Raw genomic sequence first — 17,913 nt, 5'->3', positions numbered from 1 at the left:
ATCGGTTGAACTCACAGTACTAAGAGGCCATAAGCCCGCGCCTTGTTTGCCGATGTCACCGCACATCAGCAACTATTTCAAGTGATCCAACCATTGCATCTGCGATATCCAACATGGCACGTAAGCGATCCATGTGCCGAAGATCCTGATGGTAACCTACCCAGATATCTCGTGAAGGAGGCAAATCAGGCGTTGCGAGGCGCTGCAACCCTGGAGTGGCATCACCCAACGGTTGAGGTAGTACGGCGATGCCCATCCCGCGAGCACTCATTTGCGCCTGAATCGCCCGGCTCGTGCTTTTAAAAGCACATCTCGACTGCGGAAAACGCTCAAGCAACCAGGATACGTCAGGAAAATGGGATTGCTCGGTATTCATCAAAATCAGCCCCACCGAGCGCGGATCGTTTAGCATTAACTGGGCGTTTTCCGGCGTGCCATAGAGTGCGTAGGGCATACTCATCAGGCGACGCTGAACAATATCCGGCTCGGTAAAAGGCACAATGCGAAACGCGATGTCGGCGTCACGGCGCGACAAATTGATCAAGCGGTAACTGGCAATGACTTCCGGCATAATCGCCGGGTGGCGGCGCGTCAGTTCGCTCAGCACCGGCGCCAGTACATAATTTGCAAACCATTCCGCGGAAGATATTCGCAGTATTCCTTCAAGCCGTTCATGATTGCCCGCCAGGCGGCGTTCCATTGCCAGCGCAGAGTCCTCCATCGCTTCGGCCAGTGTCATCACGCGATCGCCAGCGTCCGTTAGCACCAGCCCTTCACGGGTCCGGCGAAAGAGCGCTTGCTGTGCTTCATCCTCCAGCGCTTTTATACGGCGACCTACCGTCGGATGACTCACGCCAAGGCTGCGGGCCGCTTCCCCGAAAGAGCCTTTACGCTTTACCGCCAAAAATATCCGAACGTCACTCCATTCCATGCTCGCACCTCACCGTACAAAAATGAACATCGAATATACAAAAATGTCAGTTCCCAAACAACAATGTAAGCATCACCATAGCTTCCTCATTCAAATCGCGTCAGACGGTTATAACAGGAAGCTGAAATTATGAACAAATTAAAAGATAAAGTTGCCATCGTTACCGGCGGATCGAAGGGTATTGGCGCCGCGATTGCCCGCCAGCTGGCGGCGGACGGTGCGCGGGTGATTGTTAATTACGCTTCAGGAAAAAACGATGCCGAAAAAGTAGTGGCTGACATTACCGTTACCGGGGGACAGGCGTTAGCAGTAGCAGCGGATGTTACTCAACAAGCCGACGTTGAGGCACTGATTAACGCGGCTATCGAACGTTTTGGACAGCTGGATATTGTCGTCAATAACGCGGGCGTTTATCAGTTCGCCAGAATTGAAGAGAGCACCGAAGCACTCTACCGCCGGCAATTCGACATTAATGTTTTAGGCACGCTTTTGGTGACGGCCGCTGCCACGCCGTACCTGGCTAAAGGCAGCAGCATCATCAATATCAGTTCTTTCGTCACCCGCGTGTTTATCGCTGAAAGTGCCATTTACAGTGGCGCCAAGGGCGCTGTTGACGCCATCACGGGCGTATTGTCACAAGAGCTCGGTCCCCGAGGCATTCGCGTTAACGCGGTCAACCCTGGCCTGATCGAAACGGAAGGTAGCCATAGCGCAGGGGCGATGAACTCGGCGTTCCAGACATGGAATGAAGAGCAGACGCCACTTGGCCGCATCGGACAGGCGCAAGATGTGGCACCAATTGTCTCATTTCTTGCATCAGACGACGCAGGGTGGGTCACCGGTGAGGTAATTTTGGCTTCCGGCGGCATGCGCTGATACACCCGCTGACGGGTTACCTGTAATTAAGCGATGACAAAAGTCCTTTTGGGGACGGTAGGGTTTCTATGGAGTGTTCTATGTCGAGCCATAGCATCATGCAAGGCGAGCCGCGTCGCTGGGCGATGTTTATCATTTTACTGGTTGGGGCATTTTTGCCGCCGCTCGATTTTTTTATTGTCAATGTGGCGCTGCCTGCAATACAGGGCGAGCTGGGTACCTCATCTTCTGCTGAACAGATGGTAATTTCATCCTATGCCGCTGTGTATGCGGTCACATTAATTACCGGTGGCCGGCTGGGTGATATTTATGGCCGGGGAAAGATGTTTTTCATCGGCCTTATGGGATTTGCCGCCGCATCGCTGCTGTGTGGTTTAGCCTGGTCACCGTGGGTTCTGATTACCGGACGCATATTACAAGGCGCCACGGCCGCGATTATGGCACCTCAGGCGCTGGCTTCAATACAGGCCATTTTTCCCGAAGCGGAAAAACCATTAGCGCTTAGCATCTATGGTGCTGTGTTTGGGTTGGCCTCGGTTATCGGACAGGTACTGGGGGGCGTACTGATTTCAGCAGACCTGTTTCACCTGGGATGGAGAACAATTTTTCTCGTAAACCTGCCGGTAGCGCTGCTGATTATTCTTTTTGGCCTGCGATTACTTAAGGAGACGCGGGCGCAATCCACACAGCGTCTGGATCCCATCGGCATGCTACTGGCAACGCTCACGCTAAGCGCGCTCATTGTGCCGCTGATTGAAGGCCGTGAGGCGGGATGGCCCTTGTGGACAGTATTGTTATTCCTGGCTGTCCCGTTGCTGGGCACACTGTTATGGCGTTATGAGCGCCGCCTGAGTCAGAAGGGCGGTTCGCCCCTGCTTGAACCTTCCGTGTTGAGTACGCCTGGATTAGGACAGGCGCTGGCCATTGTTTTGCTGTTTTATTCGATCGCCGCATTCTTTTTGTTGTTTTCTGTTTATCTTCAAAGCGCATTGAACCTGACGGCTCTTACAGCAGGAAGGCTTTTCCTGCCGTTTGGTCTCGGCTACCTGATTGGGCCATTATTAACGCCTTACCTGAGAGGTTTCGTCGGAAATTACCTGAGCGCGATCGGAATGGGATGCGAGGTGTTGGGCTTAGCGGGTATGGCATGGCTGATAGCCAATACGCTGGCTGGCAACGCTCCAGGGATGCTACCGCTCGCCATACTCCTGTTTATTACCGGGCTTGGTCAGGGGCTGGCCATGCCCACACTGGTGAGAATGGTGACCGGCCAGGTTGCGCCAGCCTATTCTGGGATGATCGCCGGCGTAACCAGCTCGACATTACAGCTCAGCACAGCGCTAAGCGCTGCCATTATTGGCGGCATTTTTTACAGCATGCTGGATGACTGTCACAGCGGAGCGGATATCTCTCATGCTTTTATTGTCTCGCTACTGGCGATGGCGGCGTGCCTTGCCACCGGCGCCGTGCTCAGCATGCGGCTTGGCCATAAAACCTCCCGGCATAGTTCTGATTGAGGCGGGCAACAGGTTCGGATACTCGGTGAGATAGAAATTGCATCCTTTAGCTGTCACTTGTCATATACAAAGTGAGTAATACTCTGTATGAACTTAAGTTATTTTCAGCTATAAAAATTTTAAGTACGCTGGCATTGAATCATTTATCAACCTGAGAAAAAACGATGAAACAGGCGATAGCCCCTGCAGAATTTCAACATTATTACACTGACTGGCACTTTTCTCCCGTCATTGAAGCCGATGGCACATTGTATCTTTCAGGTGTGACCGCAGCGCGTAAGGACAAACCAATCAGTAAACATCCTGAAGAACAATTTCATGATGTATTCTATAAGCTGGGCATTTATTTAAATGCTGCGGGTTTAGACTATGAAAATATACTCGAGATGACCAGTTTTCATATTGATTTAAAAAAGCACATAGAGGTATTTTCCAGAGTAAAGGATGAGTATGTGAAAGCCCCCTATCCGGCATGGAGCGCCATAGGCGTAGTAGAATTCATTCCAGAAAATGCGCTGGTAGAAATACGGGTTGTGGCGAAAAGGTAGTTTAGACCATGCCCCGGAACTCTGATCCATTCAGAAACAGAATTCCGGCATGATATTCACTCCCATGAACGAAGGTTGTGCCGATGAAAACGTCACGATTCACATAAGAACAGATTGTCTTTGCTCTGAAGCGAGCAGAACTGAGTATGCCCGTAACGGAAGTCTGCTGCAGGCCGGGCGTTTCCGATGTCACGTTCCACATCTGGTGCAAAAAGTACTGCGGGATTTTTCCACCAGAACTGAAACATATGCGGCAGCTTGGAGAGGTAAACCTTCGCCTGAATAAGCTGGTTGACAATCTGAGCCTCGGTTAGGCCATGCTGCAGGACGTTCTGGAAACAAAAAAGAGCTGACGCTGGCTTACCTGCGGGAGTGGAGCAGGAACTTAAAGATCCTCAACGGTGCCAGTGAGAGACTGGCCGGATTTGCTCTGCAAATCAGCTGTAGTTCGTATCGTGCCCTCCTCATTAGCTGGCTGAGGAATAACCTTGAGCAAAAAATTACGGTCACCCTGAGTAATCGTCATGCGGAACTGCCCGGTTGCTCGTTACTGTCACCGTCCTTTTGCGTGGTTTACTAACACAAATGTTATAAGCATCTTCACCTGCAACAGTTGTGTACTTGCAGCTAAACAGAGCTCATTTGGTTAAGATAAGAGTTTGACAGTCAACCTACCTACTGGTAGATTGACTTGCAGTGGTCTGGTGAAGTATTTGGACGTAAAAGTTAGTGAGAAGGATTATCTAAACACTTCATTAACTTACCCTGGGATTTTTAAGGTTTAACACCCTTAAAGTTAATTAACTTAATGGGAGATGAGAATGACTGGCATACATAATGTACATCAGTTTTCAATCACATTTGCCACAAACTCCTGGGTGGATCTTAAGAAATCATCGACTTCACATCAGATAGGTTTTGATGAAGTATTAAATTTAAAAAATGAAGCGTTCATTAATTCTAATGCAAGTGTAAATGGCTCAAAATCGCTCAAAGTTAACTCTTTAGAAAAAAGGATTGATACTGACGTAATTCTGGCGCAATTATTGGTTAGCCAAAAAATCCATTCTAATGTAGGTGACAGAAGCATTAGATCTATAAAAAAATATGTAAATTCAGTGAGTTTTAATGAATCGGCATGTAAAGTGTATGAATCAATTGATTCAATTTTTTGTAATGACATGCAGGTAGAACTAATACAAAGTGTTTGCTCTAAAAAAATAGATTCGCAGAATAACGTAGAGTGCAAGGGTAATCTGAAGGAATTTTCTCAGCCTCCTGTATGTGCAATGCCAGTTCCAGTTATTTACTATTTATTGTGGATTGCGTTTGAGTACATCAGCTATAAGGTGCCCTTCTCAGTTTCTCAGGGGTCAAAAAAGAGAAAGGTCACCTCATTAAAAAAGCAAGACTTGAAAGAGACCTGTTAACTTATTAATTCAATAAGATGGTTTTCAAATTTATTGATGTTAATCAATTCTGAGAATGCATTGACGAAAATACAAAGTAATGGTTTTGATTGCCTATCAATAGGTAGGTTGTCTACCCTTGAGTTACAGCTATATCCTTAAGTTATTTAAAATTTAAATCATATGGTTAAACTAAAAGTGTAGGAGATGCATAATGGGCAGCGACATGCAGGTTAAAAGTCATAACGAAAATAAATGGCTTAACAAATACTATTATATACGTGCGGCGGGTTCGATGTTATGGATTGCATTGGCAGTTCTTATAGGCAGAAATATTCCTGTCGTTGGTGCTCTTTTGCTTGTTTTATATCCGGCATGGGATGCGCTCGCAAATTATATAGATGCTCAAAGATCTGGAGGATTAGGTGAGAACCCTCCACAAAAATTTAATTTAATTGTCAGCATTATAGTGACGGCCGCTATAATATGGTCTCTGTCAGTAGGCATGAGTATGACAATTAAAGTTTTTGGAATCTGGGCAATATTTTCAGGCATCCTTCAACTTTCAGCCTCGGTACGTCGGTGGAAAACCTCTAATGGACAATGGTCCATGATTTTAAGTGGAGCACAATCAGCTCTAGCAGGTGTGTTCATGTTCAAGCAGGCAAGCAGCGGTATGTCCTTAGATGTGACAACCGTCGTGCCCTATGCTGCTTTTGGTGTATTTTACTTTCTGATTTCTGCCATTTCTTTAACTATAAAAAACAAAAGAAATACATCAAATGTAATGATGCATTAGTTTATTATCTTGATTTTAGAGTTTATACATTCCTGAGGCGCTTCGCTCAATAGTTTAGGTGATTCTATGATTCATTTCTTTAATGGCACCGTCAAAAACATTGATGAGCCTGACCTTAAGTTGCTATATCAGAATAACCGAGGAAAGAGTATTTCTCTGGTGGAATCGCTAAGTGCTGAAGATCTGGTCGTACAATCAATGCCAGACGCAAGCCCGGCTAAGTGGCACCTTGCTCATACTACGTGGTTTTATGAGAATTTCCTTTTAAAACCATATTTACCCACATATAGTGAGTATTCAGCAGAATATAATTATTTATTTAATTCTTACTATGAAGCGTTAGGACCACGTCAGAATAAGCTTCACCGTGGGCTGATGACGCGCCCCTCATTACCTGATGTGATGCGCTACCGAGCGCATGTAGATGAAGCAATGAATTCTCTCCTGGATAACTTCAGGGCAGACATGCTACCTGTTCTTCAATTAGGATTAGCTCATGAAGAGCAACATCAAGAACTGATTTTGATGGACATACTGAATCTATTTTCTCATTCAATTATGGAACCAGTATACTTTAGTCAGCCAAGGGGTTGCTACGCCCCACAAGAAGATATCAATTGGTTATTTTTTGAAGAAGGTATTTCCCGAATTGGATATGATGAAAATAGTTTCTGTTTTGATAATGAAAAACCTGAGCACACTGTATATCTGCAACCCTTTGAAATAGCCGACCGACTTATTACCAATATTGAATGGCAAAAATTCATTGAAGATGGAGGCTATCAAAACCCGTCGTTTTGGTTATCTGATGGATGGTCTAAAGTCAAAGGAGAAAAGTGGACAGCTCCATTGTACTGGAGAAAAGAAAGTCATAATAAATGGTCAACTTTTAGCTTATATGGACGTATTCCATTGGATCCCCACTCTCCGGTAGTTCATATCAGCTACTTTGAAGCAGCAGCTTATGCTGAATCGGCTGGAGCACGGCTCCCAAGTGAGGCGGAATGGGAACACGCCGCAACTCACGAGAGTAGATTACAAGGTCTTTATCATGAGGCCTGGCAATGGACCAGAAGTGCATACAGTGCGTATCCGGGTTTTCGAACTCCTGAAGGAGCTGTGGGTGAATATAATGGCAAGTTTATGGTTGGTCAAATGGTCCTTCGTGGTGGTTCCTTCGCAACGCCTAATGATCACACCAGAGCAACATATCGGAATTTTTTTTCTCCGTCGTCAAGATGGATGTTTAGTGGATTAAGACTTGCTCGCGACACAACATCAGAAAAGTAATTGACAAAATCTATTGAGGTAATAAATGAATTCTAATAAATTTGTAGTTTCGTTTTTCTTCGGATTACTTAGCGTGTTTTCAACTGGCATTTCTTTTGCTAATTCTGATGGGGCTGATGTTGCAACTAAAACTTTAGCTGCCGCTAGCCCAAAACCCAAACTAAATCTCTATGCACCTCGTGCAGATTTTCTTAAAGATGGCTATGTTTATATTCAATTCGATGTTGAAAATCTACAAATCCTCCCTTTGTATACTGAAATCAACGGCGAGGATGCGACAAAATTAAAACCCACTATCGGTCACCTGCATGTAATGGTTGATGGCAGTGGCTGGAGTTGGATTCATGCAGATTACTCTCCTATCTACTTTGGCCCATTGAAAAGAGGTGAGCATTTGATAAGAATTGAACTCGTGGATGCTTCCCATAGTATTATTCAAGTCAAAACTATAAAAGTTAATGTACCATAGGGAATGTACCCCTCAAATGTTAGTGGGATTATTATTCAATTAGTGTTTTAAATTTCCACCCGTTATTATGGGGTATTTTCCTGGCTTTTTCCATGTTCAGGGTTCATGCCGCAGGCGGCAATATTATCAACATTTACCAGGTCAAAGCGCTGGAGAAAAATTCAAAAAGCTTGAACAAATGCTGGGACGTAAAACGATGGGAGCCGAAATTCTTTGGGACACGCTTGAGACAGCCCAGGTAAAAATATTGATATTACGCATGCCATTGCTGCCACCGGAAGTTTCTCCCTGATTCGAATAGCGCAAGTACTCTGTGTATCGCGTTCGAATCTTTATGAACTGCAGCTAAAGAAGTCAGCATCGGTCAGCCCGCTATAGCAAAGTTTATGACGCTCGATTGCTACCGCTTATCCGCCTGATATGCTGCGAGCGGGCGACAAACGGATACTGTTGCTTGACAGCCCATCTCCACTGCGCCCTTAAGGAATAAAACTGGCGGGTCAGCGGGTTTTTAACCATTCCTCAAGCTTTTTTACCGATGCTGCTTTGGCGCTTTTAACTGACTTAACCAGTATAAAACGGAAGGATATTTAACACAGATAGATTCAAAGCACTACTGCTCATTATTAATAAATGAACCTGCGGCAAGCGCCGTTAAGCACGCAACGCCATATCGATTGCAGCTTCACAGTGGATCAGTGTGGTATCAAAAACCGGCACATGGACGTTATCCTGGCTAAGCAACATCCCAACTTCAGTACAACCTAAAATCACGCAATCTGCCCCTGCTTCTGTTAAACGCTGTGCTATGTCTTCATAAACAGAGCGACTGACAGGAGTTACTTTATCTGCGCACAGTTCATCATAAATTATGCGATGAACTTCTGCCCGATCTACAGCCCCAGGGATGACAGGCTGGAGGGATGCTGCCCTGAGACGATCAAGGTAAAAGGATTGTTCCATCGTGAAAGCGGTCGCCATCAAACCAGGTGCCTTAAGACCCGCTTTTACAATTTGAGCAGCTGTCGCATCAGCAATGTGCAGTAACGGGATGGTTACACCGCTCATCATTTGGTCTGCAAGCTTGTGCATAGTGTTTGTTGCCAGAACTATAAAATCGGCACCTGCAAGCTCCAGCGCTCTCGCTTCCGTATTCAGAATGGCCCCGGCGTCGTCCCATTTCCCACTGGCCTGTAAATGTTCGATATTTGCGAAATTTAGAGAACGAATCAACAGTTCAGGGGAGTGCAAACCGCCCAGACGATCACGCATCAGCTCACACATCTTTCGATAATAAATCAGTGTTGAGGCCGCAGACATGCCTCCCAGAATTCCAATTTTTTTCATTATGTTACCTCTTGGTTCAGCTGAATAATTAATGGGAATGTAATAGTGGCAGGATAATAGCCCCCCAACCTCAATTTTTTTATCGTAAATCTGTAGCAAGTAGACGACTTAAAACAGGTTGCGTGATCTGTTGAAATAGAGCTGCATTATTAAAAGCTCGTGCAGCCAGCATAGCGCCGTGTACCGTTGCCATAAAAGATTTTGCTTCCACAGACGGCGTATCTGTTAATCGGAAAATACCTTTATTTTGTCCCTTCTGTAGTAGAGATGTCAGCCAATCAGAGAGATCCTGAAAATGCCCTTTAACTTCAGTAGCCACTTCATCTGGTAAGCTGGGCAACTCAACTGCAAGCATCATGCAGATACAGAAAGGAGATGAACCATCTTTAATGCACCGGGACCAGTAATCGACATATGCTTTAATCTCAGCCACTGGATCATTAAGCTGCTGGTCAAGGGCTGACATTCCTGCAAGTGCCTCTTCACGATATTGAATGACAACAGTGCGGATAAGATCGGCCTTACTGGGAAAATGGTGATGAATGCTGGCCTTGCGAATCTGTATGACATCGGCGATATCAGCATAGCTAAAACTTTTATACCCGCCTGTGGTGAGTAGACGTCTGGTAAGTGCAGAAATTTCATTAGCTTTCTGGGAAAGTTCAATCATTGTACTCTCAATACAATATATGAAGGGCATTATGTTTGTATCAGTTATTATTGATTGCATTTTAATTGCCTACCAGAAGGTAGGTCAAGTGTCATGTTGAATCGCCACGGGTTATCAGACACCTCAGAGTCATTTATGGAGTGACCCCGCTCCCGTAGACATTCGCTGTCCTCACGATGAGGCCTTTTCGAAGACCTCTGAACTGACCCTCCCAGGTGGCTGTGGCGTCGGGTCCTGTTGTAGAACACTTCGATATAATCAAAAATATCAGCCCGGACCATGTCCCGGGTTTTATAGATCCGCTTACCTCTCGCGGCGAGCGCTGTCTGTCGCCGCTCTCGCAGGACACGGGGTTTCGTCTGTTTCCGCGGACAGCCATCAGACAGAGTGAACGTATTGATAAGCGCATTACCTGCCGTATAGACCGGCAGAAAAAACCAGGAAATCGGGTATGGGAGGCAAAGCAACGTCGCTACCAGCAACGACTGGCACAGGCACGTATTTGTTTGCAGTTCCACACGCCGCTGACGGTAGCGGAGTGGTATGCACAGCAGCGGGATCATGACTTTTATGAGAGCGATTTGCTTCGCATGGTTCTGAAGTGGCTGCCGCAGTTTGAATCGTGCAAAAGTCTGGAGCCGTCCTGGTACTGGAACGATCCGCTCTGGCTTCTGTTTATGGATATCAGCGTCACGGCAAAAGGGGCGACACCTGAGGAGCTGAGTGCTGACAAACTGGTGGTGCCGAACCGGCTTCCGGTTAACTGATAAACGGTCGGGCATTTCTTGTACGGCCAGAGTGCTTCTGGGCGCGCTTAACGGCGGGCGGCACTGCGTGCCGGAGAATGCCGGTGCTGACGCACCGGCCATCCCCTAACGCCCACACTGTCTCATTCCAAAGTGCTGCTACTCTGTCTTCTCTCTTCCCTTAATGCTGCTGTAGATGGCAATGTTGTGCTGCAGCTGCTTCGTATACTTGATGAATTAAAGGAAAAGCTCCCATAGATTTTTAAATCAGGATGTCCCCCTTAGGCTCCCCGGCTTTGCCGGTTCGTCAGCCCCTCTTCACTAACCGGCAGGCCGGTAAGTTCCGCCGAACCGCCAGGGGAGGCGTTTCGGGCCTAATGGCTAGGGTCTGATGGGGTGTCATCACTAGTGAATAGTTCAAGTGAATAACCAACGATATATTGTCTGAAAATATCAATGTGATACTTATCGAATTTACTTTCAGAATTAGTAATAAAGTTCTCAGCAAGTGTGTTCAGACTTTCCAGCCATTCCTTTTCAGACGTTAATGAACTCCGAAAAAGTTCGTTTCCATAGCGAGCTTTCATCCTTGAATTAATCTTCAACCTCATATTAGGATTCATGTTAATGTAGCATTCCATGAATGTTTCAGGTTTGATATAGCTTAAGAACTCCTTTTGATAAATGTTCAATTCATTACTGTTTGTAGCGCTGAGTTCAGAAAGCAGAGATGTGTCGCCTTTTCTAATCTGGTTAATAAATTCATTTGCAAGGTCTGGCAAAGCTTCAGCGGCACGAGATTGCTGAATGCTTTTAACAGTCGAAATAAGATTCTTGAAATTCTTGCCCTCAGTATTTAGATAGCCAAGACCCCTGTAACTGCTAAAGTCATTATATATTATGTCATTTTTGGTCTTAATTACTTCGTATGAAGACATGCCATTATAATATTCAATAATTTTAGCATAACTGATTTTTTCAATTTCATCAATGTCATCATTTGTAATATTTTTATCGATAAGATTGAAAAGTATGCTGGAAATCATAAGGATTTCACCGAGATGACTAAATTTTGTTTCAGCAAGGTATTTTTTTGTCTCAGCGTGCTTTTCAAAAAGAGTATCCTCGTCAAGCGTGTACCAATTCCATAAGAATTCCCAGGGAGCCGAATTTAGTGACAGGAAGAACTTTGATGAGTTTAAGGCTTCGGCTAATGTTTCACGCCCTATTTTTCCATCGCAAATAATGTCTCTCCACTGTTCTCCTGTAAGTAATGTTTCTGACAAGGAAAGAGTGGAATGTTTGCTCTTGATTTTCTGGTATTCTGATTTTGGCTTTTCTGGGTTAGTTAAGAATTGGAAAGTATCTTTACCGATTTCAGTGAAATCATCTCTAGTGAGAGATCCTGCCCGGTATTCAATGGAAAATATCATCAACTGATGGCAGAATGTTTTCAGAAATTCAGCATTTTCAATATGTTTTGTATCCAGGTTTAAGCACGCCCTGTCAAAATCAAGGAAAAATTGGCGTACATGTCTTAAGTTGTTGTAACCCGCATCGCAGTAGATGTTAGATATAGACTTTAAATCATCTTTTATGGTATCCCTGATTGTCATATGAGTAATTTCTTTCATGAACTCATTACAAGCGCTTTCAAAATCTGATTCTATGTCAAAAGTTTTTCCAATCAGTTTTTCTTTAAATCTTATATAATCCTCTTTGGACGGAACATTGTTGGACTTTAGGATTTCTTCTTCATTTGCAATTAAAATTGCCTTATAACCATTAACCTCAACAAAATGATTTATATATCCAAATAAATCCTTAAGACTGATAGATGACCTTTCAATATCGTCAAATATCAGTACAAAATCCTCAGGTGTCCTGGCGAAATCTTTAATGTTTATGTCGGGTATCTGTGCATTAAATGTTGTTTCATTGCTTCCATTATGGTCAAGATCAACTTTGACTGTTGCTTTTAATGCACCCTTGAGAATATTTGCGCCTAAAATATAAGCTTTACTTGAAAGAACGGGATGCAGTTGCCTGAAAAATTCTTCCTCTATCTGTTTAATGCTGGTCATTCCATAAAGACTAACTTTTATATATTTGAACTTGATGTTCTTATCAGAGTAGTCTTTAATAACATTTTCAATGAACCAGGTTTTTCCGGTTCCCCATGCACCTTTCAGCATAATGGCGAAATAGGGTTCGGATTTTAGATTGAGATAATACTCTATAAAACTGGTTGTATGGCTATTTCTCATTGGAAGTCCCTTTTGTTTTTTGATGGCGGATGCTGGTTTGTAAATGTTCAGTTTCAAACTTATCAAGAAATAAAAATAAATTTCATATCGTAATTTTCATTAGTCAGATCAATAAGTTAAGAATGATATGAAAGTTATCATATCAACATTTGAGACAATGGCACTTTAAATTTTCTCTAAGAGTTCTTTACTCTGGTTCTTAGGGCTGCCCACTTTGCTTGATACAGGGTGCCATTTAAAATCGTTTTCTGGCACAGCTTCCTTATTTGCAATCTCTTCCGCCCGTTTTGCTGAAGTATCTGCACTCAGCCACTCTTTGATAGCACCGGCTTCGAGTACCAGTGGCCTGCGATCGTGAATATCTACCATGCCCTTATTGCTGGGGGCCGTGACAATCAGGAAGCCTTCGTGCCCGTGCGGGTCATCATAGGGCGCTTTGCCGATCGCCGCGAAGAACAGTGGCTCATGGTTCTTGTGGTAGATGTAATAGGGCTGTTTTTTCTCCCGATCCCGCGCGTCGAGTAGGGTGCCGAAGTTACCTCCGACACCCCCTCTAAGAACCGTGCGTGAGAGTTTCCAGCTCACACGGCTCAAGCCTTATCAAACACCACTATGAAATGATGCAGCAGGTGCAGTCAGTCCCGAAGATCTGGCTCGGGCATAATCTGCCCAATTCGTGTCATAGGGATTAAGTGCTGAGGCAACAAGTCTGTGACGGACAATTTTGATGCTTTGAGCGTTAATTAATCTCAAAGTCATAATTTGTCCCGTGACAGTATCCCGATATAGACCGCTGAAAACCCAGTCTCGGGATTTCACCTGAGCGAAGTATTTCTTTTTAATCCATCTGAGTCCTTTACGGGGATGTCTGGCCTTGGCCCACCTCCAGATAATTTCAAAGATCAGGTGATCCACATAAGTGAATACCCGCTTGGAAACAACATGACGATGGTAGTTGGCCCATCCCCTAATCACAGGGTTTAGCCTCGTGATCAATGACGCAACAGGTTGAGCTATCATTTGATTAGCAATTGCTTTGACCTTCGAGATCAATGTGTTAATGCTTTTTCTGGACGGTTTAATGAGAAGTTTTCCGTTAGGATAACGTCTTATGTTCTGGCCGAGAAAATCGAAACCTTCAGAGACATGGGTAACCCGGGTCTTTGCTTTAGAAAGCTCCAGCCCACGTTCTGCAAGGAATGCTTCGACGAGAGGTATGACTTTATTAATCGTGTCCCGGCTGTCACCGGTAATAATAAAGTCGTCGGCATAACGGATCAGATGCACTTTGGCTGCTTTTCCTCGCACGTCGTTAATCAGGTTATCTCGTGACGTAAGACCACGGGGAAGTCTGCCCGCTTTCGCGCCGGGTAATCTTTCAATCCGTATCCTGTTCATTACAAACAGGCATTCGCTTTTTCCCCGATCCTCTACCCACATAGCTATCACTTCACCTTGCGGTGAAGCTTCCTTAATAAGGAGCTATTTGGGCTTACCATGTTCCGCATAAATGACAAGAATGGTTTAGGTTCCTCTTACGCTACCGGCGGTCACTTTGCCCATGGCGGATGAGAATGGGACATCCGCTCCGACCGCAATCGAGCCCTGTCAGCATCTTTGGGCCCTTCATGGTTGACGATAGTAAACGAGGTTCGCATATGCTAAGCATGCCACTCACCCTAGCTCCGACCCGCGTTGATGCTCGCAGGCATGCCGTTTTCTCACGATTCTGGCACTTACCAAATGGTAAAGGCTACATTGTCCGAGGGCTTTTGGACGGCCTGTTACCAGTCCGCCCTACCTCGTAGGGTACTGCCGATGGGACGGCAGGTTCGGTAATAATATATATTCCGAACAATCACTTATGCGACTTCACGTCGCACCCATTCAAACCAGCCATCGGCAAACACCACGGCGCGACCGTGGTTCCAGAGCGGCTTGAACATCCGGCTCGATGCGGCGGTTTCACCGCGCGCGTTGATAAGCGGCTGCTTGTCCCACCATTCCGGGCCATAGCCCCAGTAAACCGGGTCAAGTTTGAGCTCGTCGTCGCGCTGACTGAGCAGCAGCACATTAGTACCGGGCGCGATGTTGTATCGCCCGATGTGTTCCGGATCGTGAACGTACGCGCTGTCGGCTACCCCAAGCGCGTCAAAGTAAAACTCCCGGCTATGGTACTGCACAAATCGTCCGCACATGATCTTTCCTCCTCCTGAAAGGATAGCGGGTAATGCCGGGTTATTGTGCGTTGGGTCATTAAACTGATGAACTTAAGTACGTGACAGGGCGTGCTTCGGAAATAAGGATTGGGCTAAGACGCGGAGCAGGTCCGGGAGGCATTGTGATAAGCTTCGATAAAAGATGACGTCATATTTTTCATATTCTCAAGGATGAATAAATGAGCTTCTCAGAGTGGAAAGACCTGCTAAGCCTACCTCTTATCTCGGGCATCATGACTCTGCTTCTCCCTGCATTAGCAAAAATATATGTGTTGTTTAAACGTCGTGACTTCTTTTCCCGCGCGCCTGCAGAACAAGTGAAGGCGATAAAATGGCTCAGGCAGTCCAGGGATCAGCTCTCAGACCCCCTTGAAGTCGCCGAGCAACAGTTTCGTCTTCAGTCCTTTGGGCTTCACAGAGACAGAAACTTATCCGTTAAACTCATCGCCTTTTATTCAGGTAAGCCTGCCCCGTATCTCTCCTCACTGAAGACGGTGTTACGCTGGCCCGGGTTGTATGATCTCGATGAAAGTGAGATACACCTGCGTAAACAGACGATGTGGATATTACCTCTCATGTTTGTTTACCTTGCAGGGGTTTTGGTTACCAGTGTCATGGACAGTTTCTCATCTCCTGATATCCATCGTTTTTATCTGGTTCTGGCTGTATCAATCGCGGCTATGGCTGTCTGGTGCTGGATGGTTTTCTGCGCCATAAAAGTATTCAGAATCAGCAAAGAACTGAATGCTTATAAACTTCCCCAACAAACGATCAAAACTTCTTCTGATGATTTTAGTTCGATCCTGAATGAGCGTTGAGGCGACAGTGCATCTATGTTGACGGGGAGTTATCCAGCTCCTCTCAAAAATCTGGCAGCCAGGTTCAGGCCGTTGCCATCACTGGCGCTTTTCTGACATACAACCCCTGATGCCTACCTTCGGCTCTCCGGCGTAGCCGGATCGTCAGCCCTACTGCGCTAACCGGCCAGCCGGCAAGCTTCGCCGGACCGCAAAGACGCGTTCCGGGCCTTCCGGCTGGGGTCTGATAGCAAATGCCACCCCTGCAGCTGGCTCGCCGCCAGCGCGTTCACTGGCCGTGAAAGATGCGGCCGCTAAGGACCGGATCGGCTTAAGACTGCCGCCCGGGGCTGTGCCCTGTTCATCATCTCCGTTGTGTTTCTTTCTCGCGCCCCTTCGCCGTGCAGAAACCTGCCACGCAGGCGGCCTCACGCAAGGGTCGCAAGCTAACCGGCGGCACCCGTTCCCTCCGGGCTGCGGCTTTGCCGTTTCCCCCTGCGTTCTGCCTGATGCCCGCGCGCCTGTTCTGCCCACACGGCGAGGAACTCGGAGAAACATCACATGCAACCACACGGGAGAAACAACATGTCACAGCAGAACATCAACTTCACGGCTTCAGAATCTGAAGAATCATCATCAGAAAGTCCTGTCGGGGCAGCACAGGTGAGCATCATGAAGCGCCCGGCATTTTTCGGCGCTTATTTTGGCGCATACGTTCGTGAGGCGAAGGCGATACTCACAAACTGGTTTCGAGATTACTGCCCGGCTCATCAGGGGAATTACTTTGAGTATTTCACGACGGATAACGGCGGGTGTTTTGTTGTGCCGTCATGGGAGGGCAGAAGGCAGGTGGCGATCCCGTCTAACTTCTACCGTGGCGAAATGAGCGCTGAAGCGGCAGGGATCACTGCCATGCTCTACACGCTGAATCACGTCGCCTGGCATTTGTGGGCGAAGAACGGCAGCGATCCTCTTATCGATCTTCTTAACCAGCGTGCTGAGGCGCTGAAGGCTTATGCCGGTGCGCATGAGGAAGCGAGCGCGATTTTCCGCGCCATTGACTAATTTCCGGTCTCCCCGTGAACCGGGCAGGCATAACCCTCATTTAAAACTAAACCGGAGAATTCATATGTCACTTCCGAATACCAGCAACACGACTGCAAATTCTGAAGAATCATCACTACAAACTGTGAGCGATAACGTGCGCTTTTTCAGCCGCCTTCACGTATGCGATGCGCAGGGTAATTATGTCATGGCAACCGACAGCCAGATCCTGGCGGAGGCCGAACTGGCGATCGATTACCGCTATCCTACAGGCACCTCATTTGTATCCTCGGACGTATCCAGTGCGTTTTTCCGGGCAAAGCTTGCCGGGCGCGAGCGCGAGGTGTTTGCCGTCGCGTTTCTCAATAACCAGCACCAGATGCTGGCTTTCGAAGAGATTTTCTATGGCTCTATCGCAAACGTCGAGATCCACCCGCGTGAGATTGTGCGCCGTGCCCTTGAGCACAATGCCGCTGCCGTCATACTCGGTCACAACCATCCGTCATTTTCAATTGAGCCGTCCAGGGCGGATATCACAATCACGTCCCACCTGAGAAAGGTTCTTGAAGGTGTAAGCGTTCGGGTTCTCGATCACCTGATTGTGGCGGGTAATGAGGTGGTATCCCTTGCTGAGCGGGGACAGCTCTGATTAATCGCTAACAGGTTCTGCCAGGCAGGGGCAACTCTGCCTGCTTCTGGCGCGCTAAACGGCGGGCAGCACTGCGTGCCGGAAAATGCCGGTGCTGACGCACCGGCCATCCCCCAGCGCCCTCGCTTTCTTATTGTGGGATGTTGTCGCTCTGTCTTCTTTCTTTCCTTACTGCTGCCGTGAAAACCTGGGCGGTGCTGCAGTTGCTTCGTGTGATCCATGAATTTGAGGATAAGGAGTCAGGGATCTAAAACCCGGATGTCGGGTAGCAGCGGCGCATTACTGCGCCGCTGCCCCCTGAGAACGGTACGTGCAGGTTTCCCCGCATACCGCTC

At 46.7% G+C, this 17,913-nt stretch carries 18 protein-coding genes and 2 pseudogenes; 12 read left to right on the top strand and 8 right to left on the bottom strand.

Features of this window, described 5'->3' with window-relative positions:
* Nucleotides 1-55: 55 nt before the first annotated feature.
* A complete protein-coding gene (locus QMZ30_RS10700) occupies nt 56-931 on the bottom strand; it encodes a LysR family transcriptional regulator (protein ID WP_282996846.1) in 876 nt (291 codons plus the stop codon).
* 129 nt (nt 932-1,060) lie between these two features.
* Between QMZ30_RS10700 and QMZ30_RS10695 the strand changes: the two genes are divergently transcribed.
* The 8 genes from QMZ30_RS10695 to QMZ30_RS10665 all read left to right on the top strand — a co-directional run bounded on the left by QMZ30_RS10695 (nt 1,061) and on the right by QMZ30_RS10665 (nt 7,839).
* Nucleotides 1,061-1,807, top strand: a complete 747-nt coding sequence (locus QMZ30_RS10695) for an SDR family NAD(P)-dependent oxidoreductase (protein ID WP_282996845.1) — start codon at nt 1,061-1,063, stop codon at nt 1,805-1,807.
* An 80-nt stretch (nt 1,808-1,887) separates the two neighbouring features.
* Nucleotides 1,888-3,324, top strand: coding sequence for an MFS transporter (locus QMZ30_RS10690; RefSeq protein ID WP_282996844.1), 1,437 nt, complete (start codon nt 1,888-1,890; stop codon nt 3,322-3,324).
* Between the two features lie 164 nt (nt 3,325-3,488).
* Complete coding sequence (locus tag QMZ30_RS10685) at nt 3,489-3,872, top strand: Rid family hydrolase (RefSeq protein WP_283227339.1); 384 nt, start codon at nt 3,489-3,491, stop codon at nt 3,870-3,872.
* 113 nt (nt 3,873-3,985) lie between these two features.
* A complete protein-coding gene (locus tag QMZ30_RS25885) occupies nt 3,986-4,186 on the top strand; it encodes a hypothetical protein (RefSeq protein WP_502921475.1) in 201 nt (66 codons plus the stop codon).
* Between the two features lie 507 nt (nt 4,187-4,693).
* The gene (locus tag QMZ30_RS10680; RefSeq protein WP_283227338.1) at nt 4,694-5,302 is read left to right on the top strand and encodes a hypothetical protein; all 609 of its coding nucleotides are present in this window, start codon (nt 4,694-4,696) and stop codon (nt 5,300-5,302) included.
* A 193-nt stretch (nt 5,303-5,495) separates the two neighbouring features.
* Nucleotides 5,496-6,080, top strand: coding sequence for a DUF308 domain-containing protein (locus QMZ30_RS10675; protein ID WP_283227337.1), 585 nt, complete (start codon nt 5,496-5,498; stop codon nt 6,078-6,080).
* Between the two features lie 66 nt (nt 6,081-6,146).
* On the top strand, nt 6,147-7,370 hold the full coding sequence (gene egtB / locus QMZ30_RS10670; RefSeq protein ID WP_283227336.1) for an ergothioneine biosynthesis protein EgtB: 1,224 nt from the start codon (nt 6,147-6,149) through the stop codon (nt 7,368-7,370).
* A gap of 25 nt (nt 7,371-7,395) precedes the next feature.
* The gene (locus QMZ30_RS10665; protein ID WP_283227335.1) at nt 7,396-7,839 is read left to right on the top strand and encodes a DUF6130 family protein; all 444 of its coding nucleotides are present in this window, start codon (nt 7,396-7,398) and stop codon (nt 7,837-7,839) included.
* A gap of 654 nt (nt 7,840-8,493) precedes the next feature.
* On the opposite strand, the gene QMZ30_RS10660 is transcribed toward QMZ30_RS10665, so the two are convergent.
* From QMZ30_RS10660 to QMZ30_RS10650, 3 genes and pseudogenes are all read right to left on the bottom strand, one after another.
* Nucleotides 8,494-9,186, bottom strand: a complete 693-nt coding sequence (locus QMZ30_RS10660; protein ID WP_283227334.1) for an aspartate/glutamate racemase family protein — start codon at nt 9,184-9,186, stop codon at nt 8,494-8,496.
* A gap of 79 nt (nt 9,187-9,265) precedes the next feature.
* Complete coding sequence (locus QMZ30_RS10655) at nt 9,266-9,856, bottom strand: TetR/AcrR family transcriptional regulator (protein ID WP_283227333.1); 591 nt, start codon at nt 9,854-9,856, stop codon at nt 9,266-9,268.
* Between the two features lie 171 nt (nt 9,857-10,027).
* A pseudogene (locus QMZ30_RS10650) lies at nt 10,028-10,161 on the bottom strand (IS3 family transposase); the annotation flags it as partial.
* Between QMZ30_RS10650 and QMZ30_RS10645 the strand changes: the two are divergent.
* Nucleotides 10,111-10,623: a plasmid SOS inhibition protein A gene (locus QMZ30_RS10645; protein ID WP_283227568.1), complete on the top strand. Its 513-nt coding sequence runs from the start codon at nt 10,111-10,113 to the stop codon at nt 10,621-10,623. The pseudogene QMZ30_RS10650 and the gene QMZ30_RS10645 sit on opposite strands and share 51 nt — an antisense overlap.
* Nucleotides 10,624-10,976: 353 nt before the next feature.
* Here QMZ30_RS10645 and QMZ30_RS10640 read toward each other — a convergent pair whose 3' ends face one another.
* The 4 genes and pseudogenes from QMZ30_RS10640 to QMZ30_RS10625 all read right to left on the bottom strand — a co-directional run.
* Complete coding sequence (locus QMZ30_RS10640) at nt 10,977-12,926, bottom strand: P-loop NTPase fold protein (protein WP_283227332.1); 1,950 nt, start codon at nt 12,924-12,926, stop codon at nt 10,977-10,979.
* 108 nt (nt 12,927-13,034) lie between these two features.
* Nucleotides 13,035-13,454 (bottom strand): SOS response-associated peptidase family protein, encoded by a 420-nt coding sequence (locus QMZ30_RS10635; RefSeq protein WP_349306827.1) that lies wholly within the window; start codon nt 13,452-13,454, stop codon nt 13,035-13,037.
* Nucleotides 13,455-13,469: 15 nt separating this feature from the next.
* Nucleotides 13,470-14,309 (bottom strand): group II intron maturase-specific domain-containing protein, encoded by an 840-nt coding sequence (locus QMZ30_RS10630; RefSeq protein ID WP_283227331.1) that lies wholly within the window; start codon nt 14,307-14,309, stop codon nt 13,470-13,472.
* A 437-nt stretch (nt 14,310-14,746) separates the two neighbouring features.
* A pseudogene (locus tag QMZ30_RS10625) lies at nt 14,747-15,067 on the bottom strand (SOS response-associated peptidase family protein); the annotation flags it as partial.
* A 200-nt stretch (nt 15,068-15,267) separates the two neighbouring features.
* On the opposite strand from QMZ30_RS10625, the gene QMZ30_RS10620 reads away from it, so the two are divergent.
* From QMZ30_RS10620 to QMZ30_RS10610, 3 genes are all read left to right on the top strand, one after another.
* Entirely contained in the window at nt 15,268-15,906 is a 639-nt protein-coding gene (locus QMZ30_RS10620) for a hypothetical protein (RefSeq protein WP_283227330.1), read from the top strand.
* 564 nt (nt 15,907-16,470) lie between these two features.
* Nucleotides 16,471-16,950, top strand: a complete 480-nt coding sequence (locus QMZ30_RS10615; RefSeq protein WP_283227329.1) for an antirestriction protein — start codon at nt 16,471-16,473, stop codon at nt 16,948-16,950.
* A gap of 64 nt (nt 16,951-17,014) precedes the next feature.
* On the top strand, nt 17,015-17,578 hold the full coding sequence (locus tag QMZ30_RS10610) for a JAB domain-containing protein (RefSeq protein ID WP_283227328.1): 564 nt from the start codon (nt 17,015-17,017) through the stop codon (nt 17,576-17,578).
* Nucleotides 17,579-17,913 lie beyond the last annotated feature (335 nt).

Origin of the sequence: Pantoea sp. EA-12, from assembly GCF_030053355.1 — a bacterium.
Classification (GTDB): domain Bacteria; phylum Pseudomonadota; class Gammaproteobacteria; order Enterobacterales; family Enterobacteriaceae; genus Pantoea; species Pantoea vagans_C.
The sequence above is the reverse complement of the archived record's forward strand: the minus strand, read 5'-3'. Positions and strand labels throughout refer to the sequence as shown.

Bases quoted from the DNA above. Each gene is read 5' to 3' on its own strand.
- QMZ30_RS10700 (WP_282996846.1), bottom strand. From the start codon at position 931: ATGGAATGGAGTGACGTTCGGATATTTTTGGCGGTAAAGCGTAAAGGC.
- QMZ30_RS10695 (WP_282996845.1), top strand. From the start codon at position 1,061: ATGAACAAATTAAAAGATAAAGTTGCCATCGTTACCGGCGGATCGAAG.
- QMZ30_RS10690 (WP_282996844.1), top strand. From the start codon at position 1,888: ATGTCGAGCCATAGCATCATGCAAGGCGAGCCGCGTCGCTGGGCGATG.
- QMZ30_RS10685 (WP_283227339.1), top strand. From the start codon at position 3,489: ATGAAACAGGCGATAGCCCCTGCAGAATTTCAACATTATTACACTGAC.
- QMZ30_RS10680 (WP_283227338.1), top strand. From the start codon at position 4,694: ATGACTGGCATACATAATGTACATCAGTTTTCAATCACATTTGCCACA.
- QMZ30_RS10675 (WP_283227337.1), top strand. From the start codon at position 5,496: ATGGGCAGCGACATGCAGGTTAAAAGTCATAACGAAAATAAATGGCTT.
- egtB (WP_283227336.1), top strand. From the start codon at position 6,147: ATGATTCATTTCTTTAATGGCACCGTCAAAAACATTGATGAGCCTGAC.
- QMZ30_RS10665 (WP_283227335.1), top strand. From the start codon at position 7,396: ATGAATTCTAATAAATTTGTAGTTTCGTTTTTCTTCGGATTACTTAGC.
- QMZ30_RS10660 (WP_283227334.1), bottom strand. From the start codon at position 9,186: ATGAAAAAAATTGGAATTCTGGGAGGCATGTCTGCGGCCTCAACACTG.
- QMZ30_RS10655 (WP_283227333.1), bottom strand. From the start codon at position 9,856: ATGATTGAACTTTCCCAGAAAGCTAATGAAATTTCTGCACTTACCAGA.
- QMZ30_RS10630 (WP_283227331.1), bottom strand. From the start codon at position 14,309: ATGTGGGTAGAGGATCGGGGAAAAAGCGAATGCCTGTTTGTAATGAAC.
- QMZ30_RS10620 (WP_283227330.1), top strand. From the start codon at position 15,268: ATGAGCTTCTCAGAGTGGAAAGACCTGCTAAGCCTACCTCTTATCTCG.
- QMZ30_RS10615 (WP_283227329.1), top strand. From the start codon at position 16,471: ATGTCACAGCAGAACATCAACTTCACGGCTTCAGAATCTGAAGAATCA.
- QMZ30_RS10610 (WP_283227328.1), top strand. From the start codon at position 17,015: ATGTCACTTCCGAATACCAGCAACACGACTGCAAATTCTGAAGAATCA.